General features: G+C 60.5%; 6 protein-coding genes. 2 read left to right on the top strand and 4 right to left on the bottom strand.

Annotated elements, in window-relative coordinates:
• Positions 1–96: 96 nt before the first annotated feature.
• Positions 97–819, top strand: coding sequence for a helix-turn-helix domain-containing protein (locus ACIREA_RS23285; RefSeq protein ID WP_397384739.1), 723 nt, complete (start codon positions 97–99; stop codon positions 817–819).
• Here the strand turns inward: ACIREA_RS23285 and ACIREA_RS23280 are convergent, their stop codons facing one another.
• The 4 genes from ACIREA_RS23280 to ACIREA_RS23265 form a co-directional block, all read right to left on the bottom strand.
• Positions 820–2268 (bottom strand): DUF1501 domain-containing protein, encoded by a 1449-nt coding sequence (locus ACIREA_RS23280; protein WP_397384738.1) that lies wholly within the window; start codon positions 2266–2268, stop codon positions 820–822. It lies immediately after the preceding gene.
• Positions 2269–2277: 9 nt separating this feature from the next.
• Entirely contained in the window at positions 2278–2757 is a 480-nt protein-coding gene (locus tag ACIREA_RS23275; RefSeq protein WP_397384737.1) for a hypothetical protein, read from the bottom strand.
• Positions 2758–2769: 12 nt separating this feature from the next.
• Entirely contained in the window at positions 2770–5931 is a 3162-nt protein-coding gene (locus tag ACIREA_RS23270) for a DUF1553 domain-containing protein (RefSeq protein ID WP_397384736.1), read from the bottom strand.
• 111 nt (positions 5932–6042) lie between these two features.
• On the bottom strand, positions 6043–6405 hold the full coding sequence (locus ACIREA_RS23265) for a hypothetical protein (protein WP_397384735.1): 363 nt from the start codon (positions 6403–6405) through the stop codon (positions 6043–6045).
• Between the two features lie 127 nt (positions 6406–6532).
• Between ACIREA_RS23265 and ACIREA_RS23260 the strand changes: the two genes are divergently transcribed.
• A partial coding sequence (locus ACIREA_RS23260) for a PAS domain-containing protein (protein ID WP_397384734.1) occupies positions 6533–6763 on the top strand: 231 nt, incomplete at its 3' end.

The following is a 6763-nucleotide window of genomic DNA, read 5'->3' as shown; positions in this document are numbered from 1 at the left end:
GGACCATTTGGGTAGAGACATTGCGGAGGATGATTGGGGATGGCTGAAGGGTCTTGATTGCTTTTTGGCTGAGCGACTGCCAATTCAGTCAAAATCATGGAATCCACCGGCCCATTCTCCGAGCACTCGACCATGGAGGCGCTATTTGATGCGCTGCCGGATGTGGTGTTTTTCATCAAGGATACGGCGGGTCGGTATGCGCGGGTGAATCAGACGCTGGCGGATCGGTGCGCGGGTGGTGATAAATCGAAGCTCATCGGCAAACGGCCTGCGGAGGTGTTTCCTGCGGCGCTGGCTTCCAGCTATGCGAGGCAGGATGAGGCGGTGCTGAAAACGGGCAAGCCGGTGGAGCATCAGCTGGAGCTGCACATTTATCCCGGGCATAAAGCGGGCTGGTGCCTGACGACGAAGCATGCGCTGCGGGCTGTGAATGGGCGCATCATCGGAGTGACTGGCATCTCGCGGGATTTGAATGCACCGAGTGACAAGGCGGGCGGCTTTGCGGAACTGGCGGCGGCGCTGAAGCACTTGCAGCAGCACTTTGCGGAGAGCCTGCGCATTGAGGACATCGCGAAGAAGGCGGGGCTGAGCGTGTATCAGTTCGAGCAGCGGGTGCAGCGGCTGTTTCAAATGAGCCCGCTGCAACTGCTCCACAAGCTGCGGCTGGATGAGGCGACGAGGCTGCTGCGTGAGACGGATCACTCGCTGGCGGATATTGCCATCGAAACGGGGTGGTGTGATCAGAGCGCGTTTACGCGGCACTTCAGCCGGTATGCGGGGATGGCACCGGGGAAGTACAGGGGATTGAACCGGAAGTGATCAGGCCATGAGCGCCTTCACGGGCTTCGCGGGATTGACGCCGATGAGCTTGGCGTCGAGGCCCTGGAACTTGTAGCTGAAGCGGTCGGCGTGGAAGCCGAGGAGCTGCAGGACAGTGGCGTGGAAGTCGCTGATGTGGAGCGGGTCTTTGACGATGTTGTAGCTGAAGTCGTCGGTTTCGCCGTAGATGGCACCGCCTTTGGAGCCGCCGCCGGCCATCCACATGGTGAAGCAGCGGGGATGATGGTCGCGGCCGTAGTTTTCCTTGGTGAGGCCGCCTTGGCTATAGATGGTGCGGCCGAATTCACCGCCCCAGATGATGAGGGTGTCGTCAAACATGCCGCGCTGCTTGAGGTCTTCGATGAGGGCGTGGCAGGGCTGGTCGACGTCTTTGCACTGGCTGGGCATGCGGCCGCCGACGTTGCTGTGGTGGTCCCAGTTGTTGAGGTAGATCTGGGTGAAGCGCACGCCGCGCTCGGCGAGGCGGCGGGCCATGAGGACGCTGTTGGCAAAGGTGCCGGGCTTACGGGCTTCTTCGCCGTAGAGCTTGAAGATGTGCTCGGGTTCGCTGTTGATGTCGGTGAGTTCTGGCACGCTGGCCTGCATGCGGAAGGCCATTTCGTACTGCTGGATGCGGGTGTGCGTTTCGGGATCGCCGACCTGCTTGTAGTTGATCTCGTTGAGCGCGTTGAGGCCTTCGATGGTGCGCTTGCGCACGCTGTCGGGCACGCCGGGCGGGTTGTTGATGAAGAGGATGGGGTCGCCTTTGCTGCGGAAGGAAACGCCTGCGTGCTCGCCGGGGAGGTAGCCGTTGGACCAGAGGCGCGAGGAGATGGCCTGCTCCTGCTCGCGGTTCGTCGGTGTGGCGATGAGGACGACGAAAGTGGGCAGGTTCTCATTCATGGTGCCCAAGCCATAGGAGGCCCAGGAGCCGAGGCAGGGACGACCGGTGATCTGGTTGCCGGTCTGCATGGCGCAGATGGCGGGCTCGTGATTGATGGCCTCGGTGTGCAGCGAGCGCATCCAGCAGATGTCGTCGGCGTTTTTTGCGAGGTGGGGCAGGAGGTCTGAGTTCATCCACATGCCGCACTTGCCACGTTGGGCGAAGTTGAACTTCGACGGTGCGATGGGGAAGCGCGCCTGACCGCTGGTCATGGTGGTGAGACGCTGGCCGTTGCGGATGCTTGGCGGCAGGTCTTTGTCGTACCACTTTTGCATCTCCGGTTTGTAGTCGAACAAGTCCATCTGCGCAGGGCCGCCGACCATGTGCAGGTAGATCACGCGCTTGGCCTTGGGCGCAAACTGCGGCCCCATGGCGGCGTCGTTTGAGGCGTTGGCAAATCGCTCACCTAGAAGCGTTGCAAGTGCGGCGCCGCCGAGCACGTTTTTGCCGCGCGCGAACATTTGGCGGCGCGTCTGATAGGTGTTCCATTCTTCGAGGATGTTCATGGTGGTGTATTAGGTATCGAACCAAGTGATGTAGAGAAAGTGATCGCCGCCGTTTGTGCCGAGGATGCAACCTAGAAATTGATTGCCTTTGATCTGCAGCGTGCGGGAAACAGGAGAGACTAGTTCTTCCGGTTTCCACCAAGGACGGCCTGGGCCAATCCATTGAGTTATAGATTCAGAAGAGCCTTTGGTGAAGATGTCAGCCGCGAGTAGTTCGGTCACCTTATCTGAAGGGATTTGTACTTTAGCTGCCATTGCTCCATCAATACCCCCGTTGTCCACCAGGTAGGCAAGGCCTTTGGTGCCGGCAGGCAGTGGAATGAGTGTGGTGTGCTTGATCTGCTCAAGATGCACATTCGTAACTTCAGGGGGCAGCCATTCATCCTGGCCGCCAAAATCGAGACAACCTGTCAGGAATAGCAGAAGAAAGCCGCTCCAGAGGACTGGTCGTGTTTTTGACAGTGATGCACGATGGCAGTCGGCTTGCATTGTGGCTGGTGATTACTTATTGAGCACTTCGTCCAGATTCATGAGCTCGTTGCAGAGCATCGTCCAGGCGGCGAGTTCGGGCTTGGGGAGGGTGGTGTCGGTTTTGGATTCGCCGACTTTGAGGAGGGCTTCGGCGTCGGCTGACTGGGCGCTGTAGAATTTGCGGAGGTCGGCGAGGCTGGCGGCGAGGATGGGAGTTTCCTGGGCTTTGAGCGGGCGGCAGAGCACGTGTTCGGCGATGGCGGTGAACCTGGCGGTGTCGTCGCCTTTGACGTTTTCCAGAGTGTGCTGGGCGAGGTTGCGGGCGGCTTCGATGAACTGGGGATCGTTCATGGTGACGAGGGCCTGCAGAGGGGTGTTGGTGCGGTCGCGGCGGACGCAGCTGACTTCGCGGGTGGGGGCGTTGAAGACCTCCATGTTGGGAGAAGGGGCGGTGCGCTTCCAGAAGTTGTAGAGGGTGCGGCGGTAGAGGTTTTCGCCGTTGTCCTGTTTGTACTTCTCGGTGCCCATGCCGACGACTTCCCAGACGTTTTCCGGCTGGTAGGGCATGGTGCCGGGGCCGCCCATCTTGGGCGAGAGCGAGCCGCTGATGGCGAGGGCGTAGTCGCGGATCATCTCGGCGTCCATGCGGAAGCGCGGGCCACGGGAGATGAGGGCGTTGTCGCGGTCTTTTTCGATCTTCTCCGGGGTGAGGATGGCGGCCTGACGATAGGCGGAGGAGGTGACGAAGAGCTTGAAGAGGCGCTTCATGTCCCAGCCGCTTTCGCGGAATTCCACGGCGAGCCAGTCGAGCAGTTCGGGATGTGTGGGCGGGCTGCCCATGATGCCGAAGTCATCGGTGGTCTTTACCAAACCGGTGCCGAAGAGTTCCTGCCAGAAGCGATTCACCGTCACGCGTGCGGTGAGGGAGTTCTCCGGACTGACGAGCCATTTGGCGAGACCGAGGCGGTTCTTGGGCGCATCGGCGGAAAGTTTGCCGAGGGCTGCGGGGACGGCGGCGTCGACGGCATCGCCGACTTTGTCATACTGGCCGCGCATGAGGATGTTGGCCATGGGCTTGGCATCCATGCGCTCTTCCTGAATGTGGGTGAGGGGGCTGCGGGCCTTGATGGCTTCCTGCTCGGCGGTGAGCTTGGTGCTGCTGGCGAGTGTGGTCTGATAGGCGGTGTCACGGGTGACGAGGTAATGCTCAAAGAGCGCCTCCTGCTGTTTGGGGCCGCGCTTTTTTGCGGCGAGCATGGTGCGAAGGGGGCCGACTTTGGAAAGCGTCTGCACTTCGGTGGCGGAGAGCTGGCGGTCATAAATGCGCACATCCTGTACGCCGCCATCGCTGAAGTAGGCGCCATTGCTGCGCTGGCCGATGCGGGTGGGCGTGGTGGTCTTGATGCTGCCTTTGAGGGCGTTGGTGTCGGGTTTGATTGGAGCTTCGACACCATCGACATAGATGCGCACGCTGCCCGCCTTGCCTTTGCCATCGTAGGTGACGAACACATGCTGCCAGACGCCAGGGCGGAGGGCGGGTTTGGCGGTGGAGACTTTGACTGCGTCGTCGGGCCATTTGCTGACGATGTGGACGGAGAGCTTGGTGTCGCTCTGGAAGAGGTCCCAGCCGCGATAGCCGTTCTTTTCATCCATGCGGGCGAGAATGCTGCCGGAGACGCCGGCGCGATCTGCGCGCACCCAAGCGCCGTAGCTGAAGGCGTGATCTTTTTCGAAGTCGCCTACGTCACCGATTTCAAAGGTGCCGTTGGGTTTCATCACGGGGGCTGGGCCGAGTTTGCCATCGGGCTTCCAGGTGACTTCACCGACGGCCTTGAAGGTCTTGGCGGTGCCGCAGGTGCCGGTGACTTCGCTACCGGTGCCTTCATTGAGAGGCACATGGGCGGTGATGCCTTTGGTGGGCACGTCTTTGTCCAAGTCTTCGGGCTTGGCGCTGGTGAGCCAGAGATCAAAGAGCGGCTTGGCGGCTTTGCGTGAATCGTTCTGCTTTGTTTTGGCAGCGGCGATTTCGGTGGGCAGGGAAGTCCAGCGCGGACGATCTTTGTCGGTGGGCAGCACAAGGATGGGGCCGAGGCCGTCCTTCACGTTGCCGTCCTTGGGCTTCTGCGTGGTATTGCGGAAGAACGCAGCCAAGGAGTAGTAGTCGCGCTGGGTGAGGGGATCGAATTTGTGATCGTGGCACTGGGCGCAGTTGGTGGTGAGGCCCATGTAGACCCAGCCGAGGGTCTGCACGCGGTCGCTGGCGTAGATGGCCAGGTTTTCTTCATCGATGGTGCCGCCTTCGTTGGTGGTGATGTTGCAGCGTTGGAACCCGGTGGCGATGAGCTGGTCATCGGTGGGCTTGGGCAGGAGGTCTCCGGCGATCTGTTCGACGGTGAACTGATCGAAGGGCTCGTTGCGATTGAAGGCTTTGACGACCCAGTCACGGTAGGGCCAGATCTCGCGCTCTTTGTCAAAGTGGAGACCATGCGTGTCGGCATAGCGTGCGGCATCCAGCCAGTAGCGGGCGCGGTGTTCGCCATAGGCAGGGGATTTGAGAAGTTCATCCACCAGCGCCGAATAGGAGGCGTCTGAAATGGGAGAGCCGTCCTTCGGGGCGAAGCGGGAGACGAGTTCCGTAGAAGGTGGCAGGCCGGTGATGTCGAGCGATACGCGGCGGATGAGTGCATGCGCATCGGCCTGAGCGGCGGGCTTGAGGCCGGCGGCTTCGAGCTTGGAGAGGATGAAACGATCCACCGGATTTTTGATCCAAGCGCTGTCTTTGACCTGCGGCTCTGCCGAACGCTGCGGGGCGATGAGCGACCAATGCGGCTGCCATGACGCACCTTGGGCGATCCATTCCTTCACCAGCGCGATCTGCTCTGGCTTGAGAGTTTTGTGAGATTCCGGCGGCGGCATGAGCTCGTCTTCATCCTTGGTGATGAGGCGCTGGAAGAGGTTGCTGATGTCGGGCTGGTTTTTGATGACGGTGGGCTTCTCACCTTCCTTGGCGGTGAAGAAACCTGCCTCGGTGTCGAGGCGCAGTCCGGCTTTGCGCGTTCCTGGATCGGGGCCGTGGCAGTGGAAGCAGGCGTCTGCAAGGATGGGGCGTATGTCCTTGTTGAAGCCAATCGGCTGCGCCGCCACCGCTGAAGAGGCGAGGAGCGTGAGGAGCAGGGTGGAATTGAAGCGCATGCGGGTATTGCGGGTTGGTATGAAAATGTCTCGGACTGGTATGAATATGCTTACGGAGCGGTGACGCGGGATTTTGCGCCAATCTGGCTGAAATTTGGCCTCAAATTGTCATCAGACCATGGCGCTGCGCAGCGCGAGGCGCTCGGACTCAGGGAGGCTGCTGGCGGTGATGGCCCGCCAGGCGGCATTGATGTCGATGCGACTCCAGACGGCGGCGAGACAGTTTCCCAGGCTCAGACGCTCCTTGGGTGTTCGTACATGGGTGAGCAGCATGAGCGCCAGATCCGGCCGGTGATGCTTCACGACGAGAAAGAGGTCTTTCAACTCTTCGTCATTGAAGGAGCGGATGACTTCCAGATCGCCGAGCAGGGCATCGAGCTGATGCAGATCGCGGGTGTGGCCGCGGTGGAGGCTTGTGGCGATGCGCCGTAGCTGCTCGCGGTGCTGGAGCAGGGAATGCTGGAGGTTCTTCATGCTCTAAGAATACGCTGCGAGCTGCAATGCCGTCTTGCATGGGCATGGCATGCTTGTGTAAAATAAACGCATTATGGCGGCGATTTCACCACAGGCATTTCTACGACGGGTACGCGGTGCGGAGCTGATGAGGCTCTTTGACCTGCTGCCGGATTTGTCGTTTTTCATCAAGGACCGCCAAGGACGCTTCATGGCGGTGAACCGCCGTGGCTGCGACTACTGCGGGGTGAAGCATGAGAAGGATGCTATTGGCAAAACCGACGAGGACTTCTTTCCGCACAGCCGTGCCGCCGAGTACCATGCGGATGATGAGATCGTGATGCGCACGGGGACACCCATTGTGAACCGTTTGGAAAGT

This window comes from Prosthecobacter sp. (assembly GCF_044373815.1).
In the GTDB taxonomy this organism is placed as follows: Bacteria; Verrucomicrobiota; Verrucomicrobiia; order Verrucomicrobiales; family Verrucomicrobiaceae; genus Prosthecobacter.
This window is presented reverse-complemented; position numbering and strand designations above follow the sequence as displayed.